This is a genomic window from Kitasatospora viridis, assembly GCF_007829815.1.
GTDB classification, from domain to species: domain Bacteria; phylum Actinomycetota; class Actinomycetes; order Streptomycetales; family Streptomycetaceae; genus Kitasatospora; species Kitasatospora viridis.
In genome coordinates, this window is the sequence record NZ_VIWT01000001.1 from 5655584 (window position 1) to 5677645 (window position 22062).

At 75.1% G+C, this 22062-nt stretch carries 24 protein-coding genes; 10 read left to right on the top strand and 14 right to left on the bottom strand.

Annotated elements, in window-relative coordinates:
• Positions 1-96 precede the first annotated feature (96 nt).
• From FHX73_RS25380 to FHX73_RS25395, 4 genes are all read left to right on the top strand, one after another.
• Positions 97-2589 (top strand): ATP-dependent Clp protease ATP-binding subunit, encoded by a 2493-nt coding sequence (locus FHX73_RS25380; protein ID WP_145907285.1) that lies wholly within the window; start codon positions 97-99, stop codon positions 2587-2589.
• A complete protein-coding gene (locus FHX73_RS25385; protein ID WP_145907287.1) occupies positions 2586-3041 on the top strand; it encodes a universal stress protein in 456 nt (151 codons plus the stop codon). The genes FHX73_RS25380 and FHX73_RS25385 overlap by 4 nt, the downstream gene beginning before the upstream one ends.
• A 12-nt stretch (positions 3042-3053) precedes the next feature.
• Positions 3054-4706, top strand: a complete 1653-nt coding sequence (locus FHX73_RS25390; protein ID WP_145907289.1) for a SpoIIE family protein phosphatase — start codon at positions 3054-3056, stop codon at positions 4704-4706.
• Between the two features lie 140 nt (positions 4707-4846).
• Positions 4847-5320 (top strand): universal stress protein, encoded by a 474-nt coding sequence (locus tag FHX73_RS25395; RefSeq protein WP_145907290.1) that lies wholly within the window; start codon positions 4847-4849, stop codon positions 5318-5320.
• A 20-nt stretch (positions 5321-5340) separates the two neighbouring features.
• Here the strand turns inward: FHX73_RS25395 and FHX73_RS25400 are convergent, their stop codons facing one another.
• From FHX73_RS25400 to FHX73_RS25410, 3 genes are all read right to left on the bottom strand, one after another.
• Positions 5341-6327 carry a hypothetical protein gene (locus tag FHX73_RS25400; protein ID WP_145907292.1) on the bottom strand — a complete coding sequence of 329 codons (987 nt, stop codon included), beginning with the start codon at positions 6325-6327 and terminating at the stop codon, positions 5341-5343.
• A 27-nt stretch (positions 6328-6354) separates the two neighbouring features.
• Positions 6355-6867 carry a SigE family RNA polymerase sigma factor gene (locus tag FHX73_RS25405; RefSeq protein ID WP_145907295.1) on the bottom strand — a complete coding sequence of 171 codons (513 nt, stop codon included), beginning with the start codon at positions 6865-6867 and terminating at the stop codon, positions 6355-6357.
• A gap of 103 nt (positions 6868-6970) precedes the next feature.
• Positions 6971-8473: an MFS transporter gene (locus tag FHX73_RS25410; RefSeq protein WP_145907297.1), complete on the bottom strand. Its 1503-nt coding sequence runs from the start codon at positions 8471-8473 to the stop codon at positions 6971-6973.
• A 96-nt stretch (positions 8474-8569) separates the two neighbouring features.
• Here FHX73_RS25410 and FHX73_RS25415 point away from each other — a divergent pair, with 96 nt between their 5' ends.
• The 3 genes from FHX73_RS25415 (at position 8570) to FHX73_RS25425 (ending at position 11054) form a co-directional block, all read left to right on the top strand.
• The gene (locus FHX73_RS25415; protein ID WP_145907299.1) at positions 8570-9535 is read left to right on the top strand and encodes a helix-turn-helix transcriptional regulator; all 966 of its coding nucleotides are present in this window, start codon (positions 8570-8572) and stop codon (positions 9533-9535) included.
• 49 nt (positions 9536-9584) lie between these two features.
• A complete protein-coding gene (locus tag FHX73_RS25420) occupies positions 9585-10349 on the top strand; it encodes a VOC family protein (RefSeq protein ID WP_145907301.1) in 765 nt (254 codons plus the stop codon).
• A 78-nt stretch (positions 10350-10427) separates the two neighbouring features.
• On the top strand, positions 10428-11054 hold the full coding sequence (locus FHX73_RS25425; RefSeq protein ID WP_145907304.1) for an Rv1733c family protein: 627 nt from the start codon (positions 10428-10430) through the stop codon (positions 11052-11054).
• 22 nt (positions 11055-11076) lie between these two features.
• Here the strand turns inward: FHX73_RS25425 and FHX73_RS47300 are convergent, their stop codons facing one another.
• From FHX73_RS47300 to FHX73_RS25440, 3 genes are all read right to left on the bottom strand, one after another.
• On the bottom strand, positions 11077-11562 hold the full coding sequence (locus FHX73_RS47300; protein ID WP_145907306.1) for a MarR family winged helix-turn-helix transcriptional regulator: 486 nt from the start codon (positions 11560-11562) through the stop codon (positions 11077-11079).
• A gap of 28 nt (positions 11563-11590) precedes the next feature.
• Positions 11591-12226 carry an NAD(P)-dependent oxidoreductase gene (locus tag FHX73_RS25435; RefSeq protein WP_145907308.1) on the bottom strand — a complete coding sequence of 212 codons (636 nt, stop codon included), beginning with the start codon at positions 12224-12226 and terminating at the stop codon, positions 11591-11593.
• A 72-nt stretch (positions 12227-12298) separates the two neighbouring features.
• Complete coding sequence (locus tag FHX73_RS25440; protein WP_145907310.1) at positions 12299-13837, bottom strand: ATP-dependent DNA ligase; 1539 nt, start codon at positions 13835-13837, stop codon at positions 12299-12301.
• A gap of 58 nt (positions 13838-13895) precedes the next feature.
• On the opposite strand from FHX73_RS25440, the gene FHX73_RS25445 reads away from it, so the two are divergent.
• Positions 13896-14108 carry a DUF2277 domain-containing protein gene (locus FHX73_RS25445; protein WP_145907312.1) on the top strand — a complete coding sequence of 71 codons (213 nt, stop codon included), beginning with the start codon at positions 13896-13898 and terminating at the stop codon, positions 14106-14108.
• A gap of 65 nt (positions 14109-14173) precedes the next feature.
• Here the strand turns inward: FHX73_RS25445 and FHX73_RS25450 are convergent, their stop codons facing one another.
• From FHX73_RS25450 to FHX73_RS25475, 6 genes are all read right to left on the bottom strand, one after another.
• Positions 14174-15127, bottom strand: coding sequence for a hypothetical protein (locus tag FHX73_RS25450; protein WP_145907314.1), 954 nt, complete (start codon positions 15125-15127; stop codon positions 14174-14176).
• Between the two features lie 168 nt (positions 15128-15295).
• Entirely contained in the window at positions 15296-15850 is a 555-nt protein-coding gene (locus FHX73_RS25455) for a DinB family protein (protein ID WP_145907316.1), read from the bottom strand.
• 8 nt (positions 15851-15858) lie between these two features.
• On the bottom strand, positions 15859-16137 hold the full coding sequence (locus tag FHX73_RS25460; protein ID WP_246213707.1) for a DUF6158 family protein: 279 nt from the start codon (positions 16135-16137) through the stop codon (positions 15859-15861).
• A gap of 65 nt (positions 16138-16202) precedes the next feature.
• Entirely contained in the window at positions 16203-16697 is a 495-nt protein-coding gene (locus FHX73_RS25465) for a hemerythrin domain-containing protein (protein ID WP_145907319.1), read from the bottom strand.
• A gap of 102 nt (positions 16698-16799) precedes the next feature.
• Entirely contained in the window at positions 16800-17024 is a 225-nt protein-coding gene (locus FHX73_RS25470; protein ID WP_145907321.1) for a DUF3040 domain-containing protein, read from the bottom strand.
• A 28-nt stretch (positions 17025-17052) separates the two neighbouring features.
• Positions 17053-18120 carry an ATP-dependent DNA ligase gene (locus tag FHX73_RS25475; RefSeq protein WP_145907322.1) on the bottom strand — a complete coding sequence of 356 codons (1068 nt, stop codon included), beginning with the start codon at positions 18118-18120 and terminating at the stop codon, positions 17053-17055.
• 219 nt (positions 18121-18339) lie between these two features.
• On the opposite strand from FHX73_RS25475, the gene ligD reads away from it, so the two are divergent.
• The gene (ligD, locus tag FHX73_RS25480) at positions 18340-19350 is read left to right on the top strand and encodes a non-homologous end-joining DNA ligase (protein WP_145907325.1); all 1011 of its coding nucleotides are present in this window, start codon (positions 18340-18342) and stop codon (positions 19348-19350) included.
• Positions 19351-19357: 7 nt separating this feature from the next.
• Here ligD and lnt read toward each other — a convergent pair whose 3' ends face one another.
• Complete coding sequence (lnt, locus tag FHX73_RS25485) at positions 19358-20902, bottom strand: apolipoprotein N-acyltransferase (protein ID WP_246213708.1); 1545 nt, start codon at positions 20900-20902, stop codon at positions 19358-19360.
• A 104-nt stretch (positions 20903-21006) separates the two neighbouring features.
• On the opposite strand from lnt, the gene FHX73_RS25490 reads away from it, so the two are divergent.
• Positions 21007-21516 carry a histidine kinase gene (locus FHX73_RS25490; RefSeq protein WP_145907327.1) on the top strand — a complete coding sequence of 170 codons (510 nt, stop codon included), beginning with the start codon at positions 21007-21009 and terminating at the stop codon, positions 21514-21516.
• Between the two features lie 67 nt (positions 21517-21583).
• On the opposite strand, the gene FHX73_RS25495 is transcribed toward FHX73_RS25490, so the two are convergent.
• Positions 21584-21994 carry a thioredoxin family protein gene (locus FHX73_RS25495; RefSeq protein ID WP_145907329.1) on the bottom strand — a complete coding sequence of 137 codons (411 nt, stop codon included), beginning with the start codon at positions 21992-21994 and terminating at the stop codon, positions 21584-21586.
• Positions 21995-22062 lie beyond the last annotated feature (68 nt).

Consider the following 22062-nt stretch of genomic DNA (forward strand, 5'->3'; position numbering starts at 1 on the left):
CCGGAAAACCGGGCGGCGGCGCTCCGGTGGCGGTCCGTCAACTGCCGGGCGAGGGTGGGACACGGACCACGTCCCCCCGCAGTCAGGTGATGCCCCATGACGCTGCCCTCCGCCTTCGGCTCCTCCGATCCGTTCTCCGACCTGTTCAGCCGGTTCTTCGGAATGAGCCCGCACTCCTCGCCGCCGGCGGTGCAGCGGGTGCCGATCGGACGGCTGCTCAGCGACTCGGCGCAGGAGCTGATCGAGGCCGCCGCCCAACGGGCGGCCGAGGACGGCAGCACGGACCTGGACACCGCCCACCTGCTCTGGGCCGCGAGCCAGGTGGAGTCCTCCCGCCGGATGCTGGAGCGGGCCGGCATCGACCCCGACGAACTCGCCGACGACCTGCGCAAGGCGCTGCCCACGTCCGTCGGAGGTGTCACCGAGGACCCCTCGCTCACCCCGGCCGCCAAGCGCGTGCTGCTCGCCGCGCACAACCGTTCGCAGGCCGCCGGCGCCTCCTACATCGGCCCCGAGCACCTGCTCGGCGCGCTGCTGGAGCAGGAGCGCTCCGGGGCCGGCACCGCACTGCGCGGCGCTGCCCCGTCCGAGGGCGCGCTGCGCCGGGTGCTGGACGGCTACGGCACCGGCGGGGACCGCAGCAGCACCGGCGAGCACCCCAGCCAGACCCCCACCCTGGACGAGTACGGCCGCGACCTCACCGTCGAGGCCCGCGCGGGCAACCTCGACCCGGTGGTCGGCCGGGCCGAGGAGATCGAGCAGACCGTCGAGATCCTCTCCCGCCGCACCAAGAACAACCCCGTGCTGATCGGCGAGCCCGGCGTCGGCAAGACCGCGATCGTCGAGGGCCTGGCCCAGCGGATCGTCTCCGGCGACGTGCCGCAGACCCTGAAGGACCGTCGGGTGGTCACCCTGGACCTCACCGGGCTGGTGGCCGGCTCCAAGTACCGGGGCGAGTTCGAGGAGCGGCTGAAGAAGGTGATCGACGAGGTGGTCGCCGCCGAGCAGAGCGTCATCCTGTTCCTGGACGAGCTGCACACCGTGGTCGGCGCCGGGGGCGGCGGCGAGGGCTCGATGGACGCCGGCAACATCCTCAAGCCCGCGCTGGCCCGCGGCGAGCTCAGCGTGGTCGGGGCGACCACGCTGGACGAGTACCGCCGCTACGTGGAGAAGGACGCGGCCCTGGAACGCCGCTTCCAGCCGGTGCTGGTGCCCGAGCCGAGCGTGGACGAGACCGTGCAGATCCTCCAGGGCCTGCGCGACCGCTACGAGGCGCACCACCAGGTGCGGTTCACCGACGAGGCGCTGGACGCCGCCGCCGCGCTCTCCGACCGCTACGTCAGCGACCGCTTCCTGCCCGACAAGGCGATCGACCTGCTCGACCAGGCCGGCGCCCGGGTGCGGCTGCGCGACCTCGGGGCCAGCACCGAGGGCCAGCAGGTGAAGGACCGGATCGCCAAGCTCCGCCGGGAGCTCGACGAGGCGGTGGACGAGGAGGAGTTCGGCCGGGCCGCCGAGCTCAAGCAGGACCTGCGGCAGGCCGAGGACGAGCTGGCCGAGGTGGCCGAGCAGCGCGAGGGAGTGGTCAACGTGACCGCCGACGACATCGCCGAGGTGCTCTCCCGGCGCACTGGCATCCCCGTCGCCCAGCTCACCGAGACCGAGCGCAGCCGGCTGCTCAAGCTGGAGGACACCCTCCACCAGAAGGTGATCGGCCAGGACGAGGCGGTCACCGCCGTCTCCCAGGCGGTCCGCCGCGGCCGGGCCGGGATGGGCGACCCGGACCGCCCGACCGGCTCCTTCCTCTTCCTCGGCCCCACCGGCGTCGGCAAGACCGAGCTGGCCAAGGCGCTGGCCGAACTGCTCTTCGGCGACCCGGACCGGATGATCCGGTTCGACATGAGCGAGTTCCAGGAGAAGCACACCGTCTCCCGGCTGGTCGGCTCGCCGCCCGGCTACGTCGGCTACGAGGAGGCCGGCCAGCTCACCGAGGCGGTGCGCCGCAAGCCGTACAGCGTGCTGCTGCTCGACGAGGTCGAGAAGGCCCACCCGGACGTCTTCAACCTGCTGCTCCAGGTGCTGGACGACGGCCGGCTCACCGACGCCCAGGGACGCACCGTGGACTTCCGCAACACCGTGGTGATCATGACCAGCAACATCGGCTCGCGCCGGATCCTGGACCACCACGGCGACGTGGAATCGATCCGCGGCGACCTGATGAAGGACCTCGGCCGGCAGTTCCGCCCCGAGTTCCTCAACCGGATCGACGAGGTGATCGTCTTCCACGCGCTCACCCGGGCCGACCTGGTGCGGATCGTCGACCTGCTGCTGGCCCGCAGCAGACGCCGCCTCAAGGCCCAGGACGTCGACCTGGAAGTCACCGGCGAGGCCAAGGAGTGGCTGGCCAACCGGGGCTACCAGCCCGAGTTCGGCGCCCGGCCGCTGCGCCGCACGATCCAGGCCGAGCTGGACAACCGGGTCGCCAACCTGCTGCTGGACGGCACCGTGCGGGAGGGCGACACCGTGCTCGCGAGCGTCCAGGACGGCGAACTGACCTGCACCCTGGCCCGCCCGGCGGTGAAGGCGTGACCCGGCGGATCGTGGTCGGCGTGGACGGCTCGCCGGCGGCCGCCGCCGCGCTGCGCTGGGCCGCCCGGCAGGCCGCGATGACCGGGGCGGACGTGCTGGAGGCCGTCAGCGCCTGGGAGATCCCCAGCTACTACGCGCTGGCCGGCACCGTGCCGCCCGCCACCGACGAGGCCAACCCGCAGATGCTCTGCGCCCGGGCGCTGCGGGACGCGGTGTCCGCCAACCTCGGGGACAAGCCCGACGTCCCGGTCAGCGAACTGGTGCTGCCGGGCCCCGCGGCCACCGCGCTGCTCCGGCAGGCCGAGGGCGCCGAACTGCTGGTGGTCGGCAGCCGGGGCCTGGGCGGCTTCACCGGCGTGCTGCTCGGCTCGATCAGCCGGCACGTGGTCGAGCACGCCCCCTGCCCGGTCACCGTGGTGCGGGCCGAGTGGGCCGACGGCCGGACCGGCTGAGCGGCCGTCAGGATGACGGTTCACCAGGGCGACCCGGCCCCGGCCGACCCGCCGGGCCTGGACCGGCTGGAGGCGATCACCCTCAACCGGATCGGCTGCTTCGAGTGGGACCCGACCACCGGCCGGTACACCCTCGACGCCACCGGCCTGGCCGTCTTCGACCTGCGGCCCGAGGAGTACGACGGTATGGCGGCCGGCCTGCACCTGCGGATGCCGGTCGAGGAGGTGATCCGGCTGCACCGGATGGTCGACGACATCAAGTCCGGCCGCAGCGACTCCTACAGCAGCTACTTCCGGATCCGGCTGCGCGACGGCGCCACCCGCTGGACCCACACCCAGGGCCAGGCGATCCGCGAGCCGGACGGCGCCGGCCTGCGGGTCGTCGGGGTGGTCCGCGACGCCACCCTGGAACTCGCCCACTCCTCGATGCGGCTGCTGGCCGAGGACGACCGCCAGCGCCAGGAGCACCGGCTGCGCGAGGTGGCCGCCGCGCTCGGCGAGGCGCTCACCGTGGACGACGTGGTCGCGGTGCTGACGGACGACCAGAGCCGGCGCCGGCTCGGCGCCCAGGGCATCACCATCGGCGTGGTGGACCAGGGGCGGCTCAAGCTGGTCGGCGCGGTCGGCCCGCTGCCCGTGCGGGTCGGCCGCCGCACCCGGCTCAGCGAGCACTGGCCGCTGACCGACGCGGTGCGCTCCGGCGAGCCGGGCTTCTTCACCTCCCGGGAGGCCTTCCTGCGCAGCTACCCGGCGACGGCCGAGCAACTGTCGGACGACCGGGCCACCGCCGCCGCCTTCCTCCCGCTGATCGCCCAGGGCCGGCCGATCGGCGCGCTCGCCCTGGTCTACGAGGGCAAGCGCAGCTTCACCTCCGAGGACCGCACCCTGCTCACCACGCTGACCAGCGCGATCGCGCAGTCGCTGCAGCGGGCGATGCTGGTGGACCAGTCCCGGGAGATCGCCGCCGGGCTGCAGAACGCGATGCTGCCAGGCAGGCTGCCGCGGCTGCGTGGCGGCAGCCTGGCCGTGCGGTACCGGACCGCACGGGTCGGCACCTGGATCGGCGGGGACTGGTACGACGCGGTCGCGCTCGCCGAGGACGCGGTCGGGGTGGCGATCGGCGACGTGCAGGGCCACGACACCGAGGCGGCCGCCATCATGGGACAGCTGCGGATCGCGATGACCGCCTACGCGGCCGAGGGCCACAGCGCCGCCGCCGTGCTGGCCCGGGCCTCCGCCTTCCTCGCCGACCTGCCCGCCGACCGGTTCGCCACCTGCCTGTACGCGCAGGTGGCGCTCGGCACCGGGGAGGCCTGGCTGGCCAACGCCGGCCACCTGCCGCCGCTGGTCCGCCGGGCCGACGGCACGGTGCTGCGGCTCGACCTGCCGACCGGGCTGCCGCTCGGACTGCCCGACGCCTGGGGCGCCGGCGGCTACCCCGCCACCTCCTTCCGGCTCGCCCCCGGCGACACCCTGCTGCTCTACACCGACGGCCTGGTCGAACGCCCCGGCGAGGACCTCGAACTCGGCCTCGCCCGCCTCTGCGCCACCCTCGCGGCCGGCCCCACCCCCCTCCCCGCCCTCGCCGACCACGTCCGCGACACCCTCACCGACCGCCTGGAGGCCGAGGACGACGCCGCGCTGTTGCTGCTGCGCCGCGACTGACCACCCCGGGGGTGTTCAGGAGTCGTCAAAGCAGCCCTCGTCCGCGTAGCGCGCGCGTCAAGACGCGCCGCACGGGCGGCCGGGCGGGGTTCGAATGGGAGGTGCCCCGATGCGGTGGGGCGGATCAGGAGGCGGGAGCCATGACTGCTGGAGTACGGGTGGTCGTCGGGGTCGGCAGCTCGCTGAGCGCGCTGGCGGCCGTGCACCGGGCCGTGCGGGAGGCCCGGATGCGGCACGCGGTGCTGGTGCCCGTGGTCGCCTGGCAACCGGGGGACGAGCCGCTGCGTCCGCTCTCCGAACTGGCGCACGCGGCCCGGCAGCGCCTGGACACCGCCTTCGAGCAGGCCTTCGGCGGCTGGCCGGACGACCTGCTCCTGCACCCCGAGGTGGTGCGCGCCGATCCCGGGCAGGCCCTGGTGGCCGCCGCCGACCGCCCGTCCGACCTGCTGGTGGTGGGTGCCGGCCGGCCCGGACGGGCCGCCTCGGTGGCCCGGTACTGCCGGGCCCGGGCGGGCTGCCCGGTGCTGGTGGTGCCGGCCGGCGACCTGCTGGACGAGCCGGACTCCGGGATCGCCCCCGCGCACTGCCGGATGGGGCTGGCCTACCAGGACTGAGGAACTCCCCTGACCCGTCGTCAGGCGCTCACGCAGTGCGTGCCGGCGCCGGTCGGGCAGGGGAACTCGGAGACCGTCCTGGCGAAGGCGGCGCCGCTGTCCGCCAGCGACTGCGGGATCTTGAACTGCCACACCGAGTTCTCCGCGATGGCGGCCAGGGCGGCGGCGTCCAGCGGCGGCTTGTCGCGGGTGACGGTGATGTTCGAGCCCGGGTGGGTGGGCTGGAGTGGGCCGAGGGTCCCGTTGCCCACCTGGATCTGGACGTAGTCGCCGTTCGGCCGGGTCAGCCTGACGCTGTTGTCGTAGTAGCCGACCGCGTCCACGCCGTGGGTGATGCTGAGCACCTTGCTCCCGTCGGGCAGCTGGGTCAGCCGGCAGGCGGCGGGCTCGTAGCCCGGCTTGCGCGGCCCCTCGTCGGTGGCGGAGAAGTTGGTGCAGTCGGTGACCGCGCCGATCATTCCGCTCGTGGGGGTCGGCTGCATGGTCAGCGAGACGGTGGAGGCCCCGGCGCCGTCGTCGTACTCCACCTGGAGCTCGCTGTAGTGGTCGCCGGACCGGGTCATCACCGGATCCAGGTCGGCCAGCTTGGCGCCCGGGGGCAGCAGGTCGGAGAGGATCTTCAGGGTGGCCTGCCAGGTCAGGTCGGCGGTCGGCGACGCGGCACCGGCCGTCGGTGCGGTGCCTGCCGAGCCGGCGGCACCCACCAGGCCGGTGGCGGTCGTGGGCGCGGCGGTCGGGCTGGAGACCGCGCCCACCGAGGCGCGCGGGCTGGACGCCGCGGCGGCCTGCACGCCCGTGCCGCTGCCCGAGCCGTGGCCGACCAGCGTGCCGACGGCGACCAGCGCGGCCACCGTCGTCGCGGCCCCGGCCGCCTGCAGGGTGCGGCGCACCCGGATCCGGCGGCGGCCGGACCGGCCGGCCTCGGTGAGCATGGCCGGCACCGGCGGCTGCAGGTCTTCGACGCTCTCCTGGAGCATCCTGGTCAGGTCGTCCTCGTCAAGGCTCATGGTGGGACCCCTCGTGGTCTCGTCGGCTCAGTCGCGGAACAGCAGTTCGCGGTCGTCGCCCAGCAGCTCGCGCAACCGGGCCAGGGACCGCGTGTTCAGACTCTTGACGGCGCTCGGAGTGGTGTTCAGCATCTCGGCCACGGCGTCGACGCTGTAGTCCTCCAGGTACCGCAGCACCACGGCCGCCCGGTTGCGCGGCGGCAGTTGACGCAGCGCCTGGAGCAGCGTCAGCCGCAGCTCCGCCGCGGCGCCGTCACCGGCCTGCGCCGTCTCCGGCAGCTCACCGACTGTCAGCTCGCCGGAGCGGCGCAGCCGACGGTGCGACAGGTAGCAGTTGAGCAGCACCTTGCGGGCGTAGGCGTCCAGCCCGGCGGCCGGGACCTGGCGCTGCAGCCGCCCCCAGGAGGCGTAGAGCCTGCCGAGGGCGGTCTGCACGAGATCCTGCGCCTGGTGCCAGTCCCCGCACATCAGGTACCCGACCTGGAAGAGCCTGCGAGCCCGTGAGGAGGCGAACTCCTCGAAGCTGTGCACCTCTTGCATCTGGGATCCCCCGTGGTTGTGCGCTGCGGTCGGCCGTCGCCATAGAAGACGCCGCGCCAGGCGCAGGGGTATCACGCGGATTCGCGGGCCCGGGCCCACCGCCTCACCCGGTCGGCGCCGAGTGGCCGGCGGCCCGGCGCGGCAGCGCGGACATCAGGGCCAGCACCACCGCCAGTCCCACCGCGAGCCAGCCCAGCGCGTGCCCGAAGGCGTGCCCGAAGACCAGGCCCGGCGCGGTGCCCGGCCGGGCCGCGTCGACGACCGGGAAGAACACCACCGAGACCAGCCCGAGCCCGAGCGCGTTGCCCAGCTGCTGGGTGGTGTTCACCAGCCCGGAGGCCGAGCCGGCGTGCTCCTTGGGCACTTCGGCCAGCACCGCGTCGGTCAGCGGCGCCACGATCAGCCCCATGCCGAGCCCGAGCACCACCAGCGGCAGGGCCATCTGCCAGGGCTGGATCCCGCTGCCGTACCGGTGCTCCTCCCAGACGTAGAGCAGCATGCCGGCGACCATCACCAGCGCGCCCGCCTGCAGCACCTTGCGGCCGAACCGCGGCACCAGCTTCTGCACCGAGAGCCCGGCCGCGATCGAGACCGCGATCGAGAACGGCACCCCGGTGAGCCCGGCCCGCAGCGGGCTCCAGCCCAGCCCGAGCTGCATGTAGAGGGTCCAGATCAGGAAGAAGATGCCCAGCACCACGCCGAAGACCAGCTGCACCGCGAGCCCGGCGGCGAAGCTGCGGACCCGGAACAGCGCGAGCTCCACCAGCGGCGACCCGTCGCGCCGGGCCTTGGCCTTCTCCCAGCGGACGAAGCCCGCCAGCACCGGCACGCTCAGGCCCATCGAGACGAAGCCCCAGACCGGCCAGTGCGCCTCGCGCCCCTGGGTGAGCGGGTAGAGCAGCATCAGCAGGCCGAGCGCGCCGAGCCCCATGCCGACCAGGTCGAGCCGCAGGCTGCGGGCGGCCCGGGACTCGTCGATGAACCGCCGGCCGAGCAGCAGCCCGGCGATGCCCACCGGCAGGTTGATCAGGAAGATCGGGCGCCATTCGAGCCCGCCCGGGTTCCACTCGGTGAGCAGCGCGCCGAGCAGCGGCCCGCTCACCGCGCCGAGGCCGACCATCGCGCCGAACATGCCGAACACCTTGCCGCGCTCGTGCGCCGGGAAGGAGGCGTGGATGATCGCCAGCACCTGGGGCACCATCAGCGCCGCGGTGGCGCCCTGCAGCACCCGGGTGGCGACCAGCATGGCCGGGTCGGTGGCCAGTCCGCACAGCGCCGAGGCGAGGGTGAAGCCGGTCATGCCGATCAGGAAGATCCGCTTGCGGCCGTGGATGTCGCCGAGCCGCCCGCCGGTGATCAGCCCGATCGCGAAGGCCAGCGCGTAGCCCCCGGTGACCCACTGCACGGCGCTGAACGAGGCGCCCAGGCCGTGCTGGATGCTCGGCACGGCGATGTTGACGATGGTGACGTCCACCAGGTCCATGAAGGAGGCCATCATCACGATCGCCAGCGCGATCCAGCGCCGCCGGTCGGCGGGTGACGGCGCGTCGGCCCCCCGCGGTATCGCCCGGTCGCGCGGCGGTGTGTCGGCAGGTGCGGTGGTCATCGTCAGCCCCTCGGCTCGGTCCGTCGTTGTCGTCGAGGACGAAGCTATCCGGCCATGAGGACAGATCCTGTCCTAGTTGTCCGCGATCCTGGAGGCATGACCGACACGCCCGCCCGACTGCTCACCCTGCTCTCCCTGCTGCAGACCCCGCGCGAGTGGCCGGGCAGCGAGCTGGCCGAGCGCCTGGGCGTCACCGTGCGCACCATCCGCCGCGACGTGGACCGGCTGCGCGAGCTCGGCTACCCGGTGCGGGCCAGCCGGGGCGCGGTCGGCGGCTACCGGCTGGCGGCCGGCAAGGCGATGCCCCCGCTGCTGCTGGACGACGAGGAGGCGGTGGCGATCGCGGTCGGCCTGCGCGGGGCGGCGGGCAGCGCGGTCGGCGGGGTGGAGGAGGCCTCGGTGCGGGCGCTGGCGAAGCTGGAGCAGGTGCTGCCGGCCAGGCTGCGGCACCGGGTGAGCACCTTCTCGGCGGCCACCGAACTGCTGCCCGGCGGCGGGCCGGCGGTCGATCCGGACGTGCTCACGGCGCTGGCCGCCGCGGTGACGGCCCGGGAGCGGCTGCGGTTCGCCTACCGGGCGGGCGACGGCGCGCGCAGCCGCCGGCTGGTCGAGCCGCACCGGCTGGTCGCCGCCGGCCGCCGCTGGTACCTGGTGGCCTTCGACAACGACCGGGACGACTGGCGGATCTTCCGGGTGGACCGGCTGACCGAGCCGGTCACCACCGGCGTGCGGGTGCCGCCGCGCGAGCTGCCGACGCCGGACGCGGCGGCCTACGTGGCGCAGAGCCTGCGGCTGCACCGGGAGGCGGTGCGCGCCGTGCTGCTGCTGCACCTGCCGATCGAGGAGGCGCGCCGGCGGCTCGGGGCCGCGCCGGTCGAGCTGGAGCCGGTGGACGAGCGCAGCTGCCGGGCCCGCACCGAGGCCGACACGGTGGACTGGCTGGCGTTGAAGCTGCTCGGGCTGGACTGCGAGTTCACCGTCCTGGAGCCGCCGGAGCTGGCCCGCCACCTGGCCGGGCTGGCCGGGCGGTTGGGGCGTGCGGCGGGTGAATTCCGGGAGTGAGCCGCGCGCCGCCGGGCGCGCCCGGGGTCGGCGGTTAGAGTCCACAAGCGTGCAGAACGACGAACTGGTCACCAACGGGCCCTGCTGGGTGGAGCTGGCCACCACCGACGTGCCGTCGGCCACCAACTTCTACACCGGCCTGTTCGGTTGGCGGGCCGGGGCCGAACCGCGCGCGGCGATCGGCGACCGCACCGTGCTGTCGCAGTCGGCCGGTCCGGTGGCGGCGCTGCTCCCGGGGCTGGGGGAGGGCGGGGCGCCGGCCTGGCTGCCCTCGTTCCTGGTGGACTCGGTGGACGAGACCGTGGCCAGGGTGCGGGTGGCCGGCGGCACCGTGCGGCGGGAGCCGGCGGAGGTCTCCGTGCTGGGCCGGTCCGCCGTGGTCGCCGACCCCTCGGGTGCGCCCTTCGGCCTGTGGCAGGCACGGGAGTTCGCGGGCGCCGCGGTGCTCAACGAGCCCAACTCGCTGGGCTGGGTGGAACTGCACACCCGGGACGTGGCCGCCTGCACCGCCTTCTACCCGAAGGTGTTCGGCTGGAGCGTCGACGCGAGCGAGCACTACACCCAGTGGGGCCTGGGCGGCGCCGACTTCGGCGGCATGGCCCGGATCGACGAGCACCACCCGGCGGGCACCCGGCCGCACTGGCTGCCGTACTTCGCGGTCTCCGACGTGGACGCCATGCTGAACAAGGCGGTCGGCCACGGCGCGGAGCGGGTGATGGGTCCGGTGGACGTGCCGCAGGGCCCGCGGATCGCGGTGCTGCGGGACCTCCAGGGGGCGGCCTTCGGCATGTACCTGGCCGGCACCGAGGGTTGACCGGAAACCCCTTGAAGGGCGGGCGGACGGCTGGGTTATCGTCTGGGGGTCGTCGCGTGTCGGAGGGGAGGAGAGGGCGTGCGTCCCGACCCCTCGCCCGACCATGCGATGGGCATCCTGCTGCGCGGGGCCTTCGGGCACGGCGGACCGCTCTGGCGTCCACTGGACCGGGCCCGCACCCGGGCCCGACTGCTGCTCCTGATAGGCCTGTTGGGCGCACTGCTGACCGGCTGCGCGCTGGCCGGCCGGGGCGTGGCCGCGGCCCCGCTGCGGGCCAGGGCCGAGGCCGCCCAGCGGCACCGGGTGCCGGCCGAGGTGCTCGGCCCGGTCCACCAGGACGCCACCGCCGTGGCCACCCGCTTCCGCTCCGGTGAACTGGTCACCGTGCGCTGGACCTACCCGGCCGGGCACACCGTCGAGCGGCGCTTCGACCTGCCGACCCCGGCGCAGACCGGCAGCACCGTGCCGGTCTGGGTGGACGACGCCGGCCGGCTCGCCGACGCCCCGCGGGGCGCCGCCGAGTCGGTGCTGCTCGCCCTGGGCACCGGCGCGGGCGGCTGGTTGGCGCTCAGCCTGCTCGGGCTCGCGCTCCACTGGCTGCACGGGCGGGTGCTGCGCCGGCGCACCGAGCGGTACTGGGCGGCCGGTTGGGCCGCCGTCGAACCGCACTGGTCGGGCCGGCTGCGCCGGCGCCACGGCAGCTGACGCACCGTCAGTAGGCGGCCCGTCAGCGCAGCGGGGGGAGCTCCTCGCGCAGCCGACGGCCCAGCAGGTCCAGGCCCTCGACCATGGCGGCGGCCTGCCCGGGGGCGAGCGCGTCGGCCAGCACCCGGTCCAGCTCCCTGGTGTGCGCCGCCGCCGCGCGGCGCAGGGTCCGTTCGCCCTGCTCGGTGAGCAGGACCAGCTGCACCCGGCGGTCCTCGGCGGACGGCTCCCGGGTGACCAGCCCGGCCTCCACCATCCGGTCCACCAGCCGGGTGGCCCCGCCGCTGGTCAGCACCAGCTGTTCGCAGAGCCGCCCGACCGGGGCGCCCCCGGGGTGGCCGGACAGGATCAGCAGGACCTCGAAGACGGAGTGGCTGATCCCGGCCTCGCGCTGGATCGCCGCGCCGAGGAACCGCTCCAGCAGGGCGGAGGTGTTGAGCAGCACGCCGACCGCCTGGATGCGCGGATCCTCGACCGGGTGCTCGGGGCTCGGTGCGGGCTGGGTCATCGGGGGACCGTACCAGCTGCCGGTGCCGTCAGTAGCCGACCGTGAACCGCTCGCCCAGGTGGGCCGGGTCCTCGATCTCGTCGACCAGGGCGGCCGCGTAGTCCTCGGTGCTGATCCGGCTGGCGCCCTCGGCGTCGACCACCAGGTCCTCGCGGTCGGTGCGGTAGCTGCCGGTGCGCTCGCCGGGCGCGATGGTGCCGGCCGGGCTGAACGAGGTCCAGGTCACGTCGGTGACGGTGCGCAGGTGGTCGAGCGCGTCGCCGTGCGCGTGGGCGATCGGGAGCAGCCAGTCGGGGAAGCCGGGCGCGTCCCAGACCTGGCTGCCGTCGGGGGTGCGCAGCGAGCCGGCGCCGCCGACCTGGATCAGCCGCGGCGCCTCCTCGCCCAGCAGTCGCAGGCCGGCGACCACGGAGCGGGCGGCGGAGCTGATGTTGGCCGCGTCGCCGCCGACCGCGCTGACCAGCACCTGGTGGCCGGTGGCCGCCCCGGCCACCGAGGCCGGGTCCAGCACATCGCCGGTGGTCACGGTGAGGTTGGGGTGCTGCTCGGTGACGCTGGCCGGGTTGCGGACCACGGCGGTGACCTGGTGGCCGCGCTCCAGGGCCTCGCGGACGATGCGGCTTCCGATGGTGCCGTTGGCACCGATGACGGCGATGGTGGACATCGGGTGGTCCTCTCGATAGGCACGTGCCGTGTTCCGCACGCAGTGTTACCTGAGTGAACAGTACCTGACTGCTCAGGTATTCCCCTCGGGTGGCAGGAACTCCCGGACCGCGGCCACCGTGTCCGCCTCCGCCGCCGACTTGTCCGCCCGGTAGCGCAGCACCCGGGCGAACCGCAGGGTCACCCCGGCCGGGTACCGGCTGGACCGCTGCACGCCGTCGAAGGCGATCTCCACCACCAGCTCGGGGCGCACCAGCACGCCCCACGCCGGCTGCTCCACCGCCAGCTCGCGCAGCCGCTCCGTCTGCCAGTCCAGCAGCCGGTCGGTCAGGCCCTTGAAGGTCTTGCCGAGCATGGCGAACGAGCCGTCCGGCTCCCGGGCGCCCAGGTGCAGGTTGGACAGGCGCCCGGCCCGCCGGCCGTGGCCCCACTCGGCACCCAGCACCACCAGGTCCAGGGTGTGCACCGGCTTGACCTTCAACCAGGCGGTGCCCCGGCGGCCCGCCGTGTAGGGCGCGTCCAGCGCCTTGGCGACCACCCCCTCCTGACCCCGCGCCAGCGCCGCCGCGGCGAACTCCTCGGCGGCGGCCGACTCCCCGGCGGCCAGCACCCGGCGGCGCACCAGCAGCCGGGCCGGCACCAGTCGGGCCAGCTCGGCGTGCCGCTCGGCGGTGGGCAGCTCCAGCAGGTCGCGGCCGTCCAGCGCGAGCAGGTCGAAGAAGACCGGGGTGAGCGGCAGCGCCCCGCTGGCCCCGGGCACGTCCAGCCGGGAGCCGACCCGCCCGGCGGTCTGCTGGAACGGGCGGGGCCGGCCCCGCGGGTCCAGCGCGACCAGTTCGCCGTCCAGCACCACCCGCTCGGCGGGCAGCGCCAGCGCGGCGGCGACCACCTCGGGCAGCCGCGCGGTGATCTCGTCCAGGGTCCGGGTGAAGACCCGCACCACCGGCCCGTCCCGGTGCACCTGGATCCGGATGCCGTCCAGCTTCTCGTCCAGCACGCACGGTCCGAGCCGGTCCAGCGCCTCCCCGACCGACTTCGCGGTGTGCGCGAGCATCGGCAGCACCGGCCGGCCCACGGTGAGCCGGAACCCGGCCAGGGCCGCCGGACCGTCGGCCAGCAGGCGCTCGGCGACGGCGCCGAGCGAGCCGCCGAGCATCACCGCCCGGCGGACCTCGGCCGCCGGCGCACCGGCGGCTTCGGCCAGCGCGTCCACCGCGACCGCGTCCAGCGCGCCCTGGCGGACCTCGCCGCCGATCAGCCGGACCAGGAACTCCTGCTCCTCGGCGGTGGCCCGGCTGAGCAGCCGCTCGACCAGCTCGCGCCGCCCGGCCTGCGCCCCGGCGCCGTGCACCGCGCCCAGCTCGGTGAGCGCCGCGTCCACCTGAGCGACCGTCAGGGTCGGCGCGCCGGCGGGCGGCACGGGCTCGGCCAGGCTGCTCCAGCCGACCCCGATCCGGCGCTGCGGCAGCCGCCCGGCCAGGTAGGTGATCACCACCGGTGCCTCGGCGGGCGCGGTGCCCCGGAACAGCTCGGCGAGCAGTGCGGTCTTGCGGGAGCGGGCGGAGGTGGCGGCGACCTCGCGGGAGGTCCGGGCGAGTTCGGCCAGCAGCATGCCCTCATGCTCGCCCGGGGGCCCGGGGCGCGCGAGTCACCGGTGCCAGACTGGACGCATGTGCCGAAGCATCAAGACCCTGCGTCCGCCGATGGAGCCCGAGGTGACGGAGGAGGACATCCACGCGGCCGCCCTGCAGTACGTCCGCAAGGTGTCCGGCTTCCGTGCCCCGGCCGCGCACAACCGGGAGGTGTTCGACCAGGCGGTGGCCGCCGTCGCCGCCGCGACCGCCGCCCTGCTCGCCGGCCTGGAGGTGCGCGGCACCCATTGAGCCGGGAACGCGGGAGCGCCCGTGCCGCCGTGGGCGGCACGGGCGCTCCCGTCACGGCTCCCGGGTCAGCGGGTGCCGGCCGAGCGGCGGCGGGCGACCACGATCGCGCCGGCGCCGACGGCCAGCAGCACCGCACCGCCGATCGCGACCTCGGTCAGCGCGCTGCCGTTGGTGCCGGTGAAGGCCAGCTTGGTCGGGGTGGTGGAGACCGGCTTGACGACCGGCGAGCCGACCGGAGCCGCGGTGCTGGTCGAGCCGGACGGCGTGGCCGAGGCGCTCGGGGAGGCCGAGGCCGAGGCCGTCGGCGCGCCGCCGGCCGGGGTGCTCGCCGAGGGCTTGGTCGACGGGCCCGTGGTGCCGGCCGGCGCGGTGGTCGCGGTGCTGGCCGAGGGCTGGGCGGTACCCGGGGTGGTCGGGTTGCCGGCCGGGGTGCTCGGGTTGCCCGCGGGCGTGCTGGGGTTGCCCGCCGGGGTGCTCTGGCTCGGGGCCGGGGCGGGGGTGCAGTCGTGGTCGCCACCGTTCCAGTGCGCGATCAGCGGCTGGTCGGTGTCCTGCCCGAAGACGCCCTTGGGGTAGTGCGGCGCGTCGGCGCCCGCGAACTTCCGGCTGCTGTTGTACAGGTCGATCTGGCCGTAGCAGCCCGAAGCGAGGGAACCCGTCACGTCGAGGGTGATCCGGGAGTTCTTGCTGTTCAGCGTGCCGGTGGCCCAGCCCGCCAGGGTCTGCACGCCCGAGCTGGGCCAGCTGGGGCCCTGGGTGTCGTAGGCGGCCAGCGAGATCGGGTAGTCGCAGCCCTGGCCGACGTCGCCGGTGAGCTTGACCAGGATCTGCTGGACCGGCTTGCCGAACTGGTCGTCGGTGGTCCAGCTCTTGCCGTTGTCGACCGAGTAGGAGATCTGCGCGTCGTCGCAGCTGTTCACGTCATGGGCCTGGGCGGTGCCCGCGAGGGCGAGCGGAGCGGCGGCGGCTATGCCGGCCGCCGTCAGCGCCGGGAGGATCCGGCGGAGTCGGTGCTGCACGTGTGGTTGCTCCCTGAAACGATGGTGCGTACGCGCCCTGGTGGGGGCCGCCGGACGGCGGCCCCCACCAGGGCGTCTGCATCTTGAGAGCGGTGACGATAGCGGACTTCCGCCCGGCTTCCGAGCCCGGGGCACGCGGGGTGTTGACGGCGGCTCAGGCAGGGCGGTTCAGCCGTGCACCTCGGGGTCGGGGGAGGGCTTCGGCCCGGTCGGCCGGCCCAGCAGGTCGAGCAGCCGGCGCTGCGGGTCGCCGCCCGCCCCCTGCTCGGGGGCGACCCGGTGCAGGGCGAACGCCACCAGCTCCGGCGCCAGCCGCCCGTCCTGGCAGGTGGCGTGTGCCAAGTCCCAGGTGGCCACGGTGAGCTGCACCGTGAGCTGCGCGCAGTACTCCACCGCCGGGCCGCAGAAGTCGGCCGAGCCGATCTCCCGGTCCAGCGCGCCCGGCGCGGCGAAGGCCGCCCGGGCCGCGTCGGCCGCCTGCGACCAGTCCGCCGACGGGTCCCCGGTCGCTGGCACCGCGCCGCCGCCCAGCAGCTCCGGCACCCGCGCCTGCGCGGCGGTCAGCCGCTCGACCAGCTCGCGCACCGAGCCGTCGGCCGTCGCCACCGCCCACTGGTTGCGGGCCACCTCCTCGACCCGCCGGCCGAACGAGGCGACCGCCTCCGGGTAGAGCCGCAGCAGCTCGCGCCCCCGCTCCCGGCGCACCCGCGCGTCCTCGGTCATCGGGGGCCTCAGCTCGGCGTCGCCTCGATCCGGGCCGCGGTCTCCCGGGCCCGGGCGCCGGACCGGGTTCGGCCCGCCGTCACCAGCCGGGTCGGGTACCGGCGCAGGTACTCGGCCTCCAGCTCGGTGGAGCGCTCGGTGTGCCGGCGCAGGGCGTCGTCGGACCCGTAGAGGAAGGTCTCGTGCCGGGTGCGGTGCAGCTGCTCCAGCTCGTGCAGCAGGCGCTCGGCGGTCAGTTCGGTCGCCGCGACGCCCTCGGCGCCGTCCGGGTTGGCGGTCAATCGCATGGCGGGTGCCTCCGCTGCTGTCGGTTGCTGTCGATCGGTCTCGGATGCTCGCAACGTCGCCCCCGCTATCCCGGTGCCCCGGAGGAGGCACCGGAAACCGGCCCGGGCGGATGCCGCGGCGCGGTCTCCCGCACGGCCAGCAGCCGCAGGCCGATGTCCTGCAGGTCCTTGCGGCGCAGCGCGGCCCGCAGCAGCGGGAACCAGTCCCGCTCCTCGCGCTCCATCTGCCGCACCGCCGCCGTCAGCAGCTCCGCCATGCCGCCCTCGAAGCCCGGGTCCGCCGGGCCCCGGTCGGCCACCTCCTCGCAGAGCCGGTCGATCGCCCGGTGGTCCTGGAAGCCGAGCACGGCCGGGTGCGCGGGGTCGTGCAGCAGCTCGACGACCACCGGGTTGAGCACCTCGTCCACCAGGTACGAGTGGATGGTGAGGTCGTGCACGATGTGCTGGGCCAGGTCGGCGCGGCCCGCCCGGTCGCCCGGATCCGCCGCGTGGTACGCCTTGAAGAGCCGCAGCAGCTCCTTGTGCTCCTGCTTCAGCAGCACGATCGCGTCGGTGGACATCCGCACTCACCTCTCGGGTCCGCAGCGCCCCTGCTACCGATGGTGCCAAAACCGCAGGTCGGGCGGGCGGATCTCAGCGGCCAACCGGGTGGCCGGCGGTGGTCAGGGCAGCGGGATCCGGCCCCGCAGGACCTCGCGCCACAGGCGCCGCAGCCGGGTGGCCGGGCCCTGGTCGGGGTTGCGGCCGGCCGCCAGCGCGGCCGCCTCGGCGACCCGGTCGCGGCTGCGCCGCCACTGCTCGAAGCGGCGGGCCAGCTCGGGGTTCTCGGCGGCCAGGCGGCTCTCGATCCGCCGGATCTCGCGCAGTTCCCTCCGGGAGAGGTCCATCTCGCTCACCTGCTGTCCGGGTCGGCGGTCAGCTTCCGGTCTCCAGCAGCTCGGCCAGGTCGTAGCCGACCGGCTCCTCCAGCTGGGTGTAGTCGCAGCTCGTCGGGGAGCGGTCCGGGCGCCAGCGCTGGAAGCGGGTGGTGTGTCGGAACCGCGTGCCTTCCATGTGATCGTACGCGACCTCGCAGACCCGCTCAGGGCGGAGCGCGACCCACTGGGCGTCCTTGCCGCCGCTCCACCGGCTGGGTGCGCCGGGCAGCCGGCCGGCCTCGTGCGCGGCCTCGTCGGTCCAGGCGGCCCACGGGTGGCCGGCCGGGTCGGCCATCCGCAGCGGGGCCAGTTCCTCGGCCAGCTCGCGGCGGCGGGCGGCGGTGAAGGAGGAGCAGACGCCCACGTGCTGGAGCACGCCGGCCGCGTCGTACAGGCCCAGCAGCAGTGAGCCGACGCCCTGCCCGTCCTTGTGGTCCCGGTAGCCGGCCAGCACGCAGTCGGCGGTCCGGCCGTGCTTGATCTTGAACATCGAGCGGACCCCCGGCCGGTACGGCTGGTCCAGCGGTTTGGCCACCACCCCGTCCAGCCCCGCGCCCTCGAACCGGGTGAACCAGACCTCGGCCAGCGCCCGGTCGGTGGTGGCCGGCGCCAGGTGCACCCACGGGCCGGCGCCGGCCAGCGCGGCGGTCAGCGCCGCCCGCCGCTCGCCCAGCGGGCTCTCCATGAGCGCCCGGTCACCGAGGGCCAGCAGGTCGAAGGCGATGAAGCTCGCCGGGCTCTCCGCCGCCAGCTTGCGCACCCGGGAGGCGGCCGGGTGGATCCGCTCCTGGAGCTCCTCGAAGTGCAGCCGGCCGTCGTGCGCCAGCACGATCTCGCCGTCCAGCACGCAGCGCTGCGGCAGCTCGGCCCGGAAGGCGTCCAGCAGCTCGGGGAAGTAGCGGGCCAGCGACTTGCCGGTGCGGCTGGCGACCTCGACCTCCTCGCCGTCACGGAACACGATCGCGCGGAAGCCGTCCCACTTGGCCTCGTAGTGCATGCCCTCGGGGATCGCGGTGACCGCCTTGGCCAGCATCGGCTGGACCGGCGGCAGCACGGGAAGGTCCATGCCACTGATGGTGCGTCAAGCCCGCGCGCGCCGCAGCGCGGCGGCACAGGCCTACCGGCGGTTGGGGGGCGGCGTCGCGGCGCCCGGACTCTCGCCTGGACGGCTTCTCCTCAGTCGCCGATGCTCCGCATGGACTCCCTCGTCGGCGCCGCCCAGACTCGGCCCGGACACCGCTCCTTCTTCCACCCCCCAGCCGCCGGTAGGCCTTAGCTTGTGGGCATGGCGGAATCGGTGGAACTGGAAGCCGGGGGGCGACTGGTCAAGGTGTCCAATCCGGGCAAGGTGTACTACCCGGAGCCCGGGTACACGAAGTTGGACGTGGCGGTCTACTACCAGGCGGTGGCCGAGGCGGTGCTGCGCGGGCTGCGCGACCGGCCGACCACGCTGCAGCGGTTCGTGGACGGGGTCGAGGGCGAGTCCTTCTACCAGAAGCGGGCGCCGAAGAACACGCCCGAGTGGCTGCCGACCGCGCGGATCTCCTTCCCCAGCGGGCGGTACGCCGACGAGATCTGCCCCACCGAGCCGGCCGCCGTGCTCTGGGCCGCGAACCTCGGATGCCTCACCTTCCACCCCTGGCCGGTGCGGCGGGACGACACCGACCACCCCGACGAGCTGCGGATCGACCTCGACCCGCAGCCCGGCACCGACTTCACCGACGCGGTGCGCGCCGCCCACCAGCTGCGCGAGGTGCTGGCCGAGCACGGGCTGCGCGGCTGGCCGAAGACCTCCGGCGGGCGCGGCCTGCACGTGTACGTGCCGATCCGGCCGCAGTGGACCTTCGCCGAGGTGCGCCGCTGCGCGATCGCGCTGGGGCGGGCGCTGGAGCACCGGATGCCCGATCAGGTGACCACCAACTGGTGGAAGGAGGAGCGCGGGGTCAAGGTCTTCGTCGACTACAACCAGATGGCCCGGGACCGCACCATCGCCTCCGCCTACTCGCTGCGGGCCCGCCCGCAGGCCACCGTCTCCACCCCGCTGCACTGGGTGGAGCTGGACGAGGTGACCCCGCTGGACTTCACGCTGCGCACGGTGCCGGTGCGCCTGGCCGAGGTCGGCGACCCGAACGCGGAGCAGGGTGACGAGGTGTTCGGGCTGGAGTCGGTGCTGGAGCTGGCGGAGCGTCAGGAGCGCGACCACGGGCTCGGCGAGCTGCCTTATCCGCCGGACCACCCGAAGGCGCCGGGCGAGCCGCCCCGGGTGCAGCCGAGCCGGGCCAGGAAGACCCCCTGACCCGGGGTCAGCGGGCGGCGGTCGGCTGCTCGGCGGGCTCGGGCAGTTCGGCCGGCGGGCGGCGGCGGGCCGCGCGCAGGCCGAGGGCGGCCGCCACGAGGGTGGTGGCGAGCGCCGTCCAGGGCACCACGTCACCCACCCGGTCGTACCAGGTCCGGTAGCCGGGGGCGGGCAGGGCGAGCCGGACGGTCAGGGCGCCCCGGTGGGCGGTGTCCAGCCGGGCGAGCTGCCGGCCCTGGGCGTCGAAGGCGACCGAGTCGCCGGTCAGCGCCGCCTGGACCGCCGGGCGTCCGGTCTCGGCGGCCCGGACCGCCGCGAGGGAGGCGTGCTGGTCCGGGGCCCAGGTGTCCTGGAAGGTCGAGGTGGCCGACTGGTAGACCAGCAGCTGGGCGCCCTGGCGGGCGGCGGTCCTGGACAGGTCGGGGAAGGCCGACTCGAAGCAGATCAGCACGCCGGTGGGCAGCGGGCGGCCGGTGCGGTCGGGCGGCTGGAAGAGGTGGAACGACTTGCCGGGGGTGCGGTTCTCGTCGGCGGCCTTGCTGATCCGGGTCAGCCAGCCCAGCTCGTCGCGGAACGGGATGTACTCGCCGAACGGCACCAGGCGCATCTTGGCGTAGCGGCCCCGGATGCCGGTCGGGTCGATCAGCACGGCGTCCTTGGAGATGGTGCCGTCGGCCTTGCGGGCGTCCTCGTTGACCAGCAGGTCGGTGCCGGCGGTGGCGGACAGGGCGCGCAGCCGGGCGAGCGTGGCGGCGTCCCGGGACAGGTCGGTGGTGATGCTGGACTCGCCCCAGACCACCAGGTCGGGTGTGCCGGACAGGGCGCGGGTGATCGCGGTGTCCGCGTCCAGCCGGGCGTCGCCGGCCGGGGTCTCGCCGGGCTGCACCAGGGCGACGGTGGCGGTGCGGACGGTCGGCGGGGCGGTGCCGAGGGCGAAGACCAGCGGGCCGGCCGCCAGCACCGCCCCGCCCGCGCCGAGCACGCCGGCCCGCAGCACCGTGCGGTCGGCCAGCAGCGCGATCAGCACCGCCGTGTTCACCGCCACCACCGCCGCGCTGACCAGCCAGATCCCGCCCAGCGAGGCCAGCGCCAGCTGGGTCGGCCGGCGCCACTGGGTGGCGCCGAGCAGCGCCCACGGACCGCCGAGTGCCTGCCAGGAGCGGGCGAACTCGGAGACCACCCAGACCGCCGGCACGGTGACCAGGGCCGCCAGCGCCCGGCGCGCCGTGATCGGGGGCCGCAGCAGCGACCAGACCGCCAGGCCCAGCGCGCCCTGCAGCGCGCCGAAGAGCACCGCGATCAGCAGCAGGCCCGGCCCGACGGTGGGGATCAGCCAGTACATCGCGGCCAGCACGAAACCGGCGCCGAACCACCAGCCGCGCACCACCGCCTCCCGGGCCCGCGGCGCGCGCTGCATCAGCAGCAGCCCGGGCACCAGGGCGACCCAGGCCAGCCACTCCAGGTCGAGCGCCGGGAACGCCGCCACCGGCAGCATGCCGGCGCCCAGCGCGCCGTACCGGACGGGATGCGAGAGCGCGGTACGCAGCGACATGCGCCGATTGTCCGCTCCCGGGCCCGTCACCACCATGACGCGGACCGAATCGGTGAGGCGTGTCGCGCGCCCCCGGTGCACACCGCGCGCCGTACTGTCGGGCCATGGCCGAGGCGACCAACACGATGCTCTTCATCACCTTCGACGGTCGGGCGGCGGCCGACGCCGCGTTCGAGGAGGCGAAGGAACTGCCCGGGGTGCGGCAGGCCGCCGTGCTCACCCGGTCGGCCGAGGGGCTCCTCGACACGCCCGAGAGCTGGGTGCGCGGCGCCGGCCGGCCCACCGTGGCGACCGGGCTGCTGGGCGGGCTGCTCGGGCTGTTCGGCGGTCCGATCGGCGTGCTGCTGGGCTGGACCGCGGGCACGGTGATCGGCGGCGCGGCCGAGCTGAAGCAGTTCCAGGAGGGCGCCGAGGGCCTGCTGGTCTACAGCCGGGACCTGGCGGAGGGGCACGCGATGCTGATCGTCGACGTGCACGAGCACGACCCGGCGCCGGCGGACGCGCTGGCCGCCGCGCACGGGGGCCGGCTGGTCCGCCGTCCGGCGGCCGAGGTCGAGGCGGAGGTCCGGGCGGCCGAGCGGGCGGCGGAGGGCAAGGGCCCTGACGGTGCGTAGCGTCTGACGGCGTCGTGGGTTGACGGCAGGTCGGGTTGACGGCAGGTCGGGCTGACGGGGGCTCGGGTCAGTCGGCGCCGAGGGCGGTCAGCAGCTCGGCGCGGCGCGGCACCCCGGTGCTGCGGTGCAGCAGCACGCCCGCCGGGTCGAGCACCAGCACCGTCGGGGTGCGCAGCACGTTCAGCCGGTGGACCAGGGCCGGTGCCCGGTCGGCGTCCAGGTCGATGTGGGCCACGCCCGGGACGGCGGTGGCCACCTCGCCGAGCAGCCGGCGGGTCGGGCGGCAGGGCCCGCAGTGCTCGGTGGAGAACTGCACCAGGGTGGCGCGTTCGCCGAGCGGGGCGCCGAGCTCCTCGGGGGTCAGCCGGGTGCGGCGGTCGGCGGTGCGCAGGCGGCCGTCGCGGGCGGCGCGCCGCCAGCCGAACAGGCTCGCCAGCACGAGCACCAGGGCGCAGACGGCGGTGCCGGTGGTGGTCACCGCCCCAGTGTGGTGGGCGGGTGTGACGGGGGTGTTACGCCTGATGGCAGTCGTGCGGCGGGCCGGGC

Excerpts from the sequence above, each read along its gene's own strand:
- FHX73_RS25460 (WP_246213707.1), bottom strand. The coding sequence starts at position 16,137 with ATGCGATTGACCGCCAACCCGGACGGCGCCGAGGGCGTCGCGGCGACC.
- FHX73_RS25465 (WP_145907319.1), bottom strand. The coding sequence starts at position 16,697 with ATGTCCACCGACGCGATCGTGCTGCTGAAGCAGGAGCACAAGGAGCTG.
- FHX73_RS25380 (WP_145907285.1), top strand. The coding sequence starts at position 97 with ATGACGCTGCCCTCCGCCTTCGGCTCCTCCGATCCGTTCTCCGACCTG.
- FHX73_RS25410 (WP_145907297.1), bottom strand. The coding sequence starts at position 8,473 with ATGACCACCGCACCTGCCGACACACCGCCGCGCGACCGGGCGATACCG.
- FHX73_RS25415 (WP_145907299.1), top strand. The coding sequence starts at position 8,570 with ATGACCGACACGCCCGCCCGACTGCTCACCCTGCTCTCCCTGCTGCAG.
- FHX73_RS25405 (WP_145907295.1), bottom strand. The coding sequence starts at position 6,867 with ATGCAAGAGGTGCACAGCTTCGAGGAGTTCGCCTCCTCACGGGCTCGC.
- FHX73_RS25470 (WP_145907321.1), bottom strand. The coding sequence starts at position 17,024 with ATGGACCTCTCCCGGAGGGAACTGCGCGAGATCCGGCGGATCGAGAGC.
- FHX73_RS25400 (WP_145907292.1), bottom strand. The coding sequence starts at position 6,327 with ATGAGCCTTGACGAGGACGACCTGACCAGGATGCTCCAGGAGAGCGTC.
- FHX73_RS25445 (WP_145907312.1), top strand. The coding sequence starts at position 13,896 with ATGTGCCGAAGCATCAAGACCCTGCGTCCGCCGATGGAGCCCGAGGTG.
- FHX73_RS25455 (WP_145907316.1), bottom strand. The coding sequence starts at position 15,850 with ATGACCGAGGACGCGCGGGTGCGCCGGGAGCGGGGGCGCGAGCTGCTG.
- FHX73_RS25435 (WP_145907308.1), bottom strand. The coding sequence starts at position 12,226 with ATGTCCACCATCGCCGTCATCGGTGCCAACGGCACCATCGGAAGCCGC.
- FHX73_RS25475 (WP_145907322.1), bottom strand. The coding sequence starts at position 18,120 with ATGGACCTTCCCGTGCTGCCGCCGGTCCAGCCGATGCTGGCCAAGGCG.
- lnt (WP_246213708.1), bottom strand. The coding sequence starts at position 20,902 with ATGTCGCTGCGTACCGCGCTCTCGCATCCCGTCCGGTACGGCGCGCTG.
- ligD (WP_145907325.1), top strand. The coding sequence starts at position 18,340 with ATGGCGGAATCGGTGGAACTGGAAGCCGGGGGGCGACTGGTCAAGGTG.
- FHX73_RS25440 (WP_145907310.1), bottom strand. The coding sequence starts at position 13,837 with ATGCTGCTGGCCGAACTCGCCCGGACCTCCCGCGAGGTCGCCGCCACC.
- FHX73_RS25490 (WP_145907327.1), top strand. The coding sequence starts at position 21,007 with ATGGCCGAGGCGACCAACACGATGCTCTTCATCACCTTCGACGGTCGG.
- FHX73_RS25395 (WP_145907290.1), top strand. The coding sequence starts at position 4,847 with ATGACTGCTGGAGTACGGGTGGTCGTCGGGGTCGGCAGCTCGCTGAGC.
- FHX73_RS47300 (WP_145907306.1), bottom strand. The coding sequence starts at position 11,562 with ATGACCCAGCCCGCACCGAGCCCCGAGCACCCGGTCGAGGATCCGCGC.
- FHX73_RS25390 (WP_145907289.1), top strand. The coding sequence starts at position 3,054 with ATGACGGTTCACCAGGGCGACCCGGCCCCGGCCGACCCGCCGGGCCTG.